The sequence below is a fragment of the Sphingomonas sp. 10B4 genome, from assembly GCF_035019905.1.
Taxonomy (GTDB): Bacteria; Pseudomonadota; Alphaproteobacteria; order Sphingomonadales; family Sphingomonadaceae; genus Sphingomonas; species Sphingomonas glacialis.
Map to the genome: position 1 here is coordinate 1 of NZ_JASJVC010000198.1, position 461 is coordinate 461.

The 461-nt window shown below is 58.6% G+C and carries 1 protein-coding gene; it reads right to left on the bottom strand.

The genetic code is table 11. The annotated features are described in order from the left end of the window. The coding region (locus QN347_RS19450) for an IS5 family transposase (RefSeq protein ID WP_323494351.1) at positions 1–461 on the bottom strand (461 nt) is incomplete at both ends.

Below are 461 nucleotides of genomic sequence, written 5' to 3' on the forward strand. Positions count from 1 at the left end.
ATAGCTGGCCTTGTCCATAAGCTTGAGGCGGTCATAGGCCCCGTCTGCGAAGAAGTGTTTCACCCAGGGCCAGCGTTTGCGGATGCCGTCGAGAATGACCTGAGCACCGGCGCTGTCGGAGATGTCGGCGGTGGTCAGGTTGACCATCAGGAGCCGCCCGTCTGTATCGACCGCGATATGACGCTTGCGCCCGACAATCTTCTTGCCTGCGTCGTAACCCCTTGTTTTTGAGTGGGGTGCCTTGATCGATTGGCTGTCAATCACACCAGCGCTGGGCGACTGTTCGCGTCCCTGCCGTTCCCGGTCGAGCATCAACTCAACATCATGGATCGTCTGGAACAGGAAGCGCCGTGCCAGTTCGCGGAACCAGCCGTAAACCGTTTGCCATGGTCCAAAGTGAATAGGCAGCATCCGCCATCCACATCCCGAGCGCACCAGATAGCGCACCGCATTAATCACCT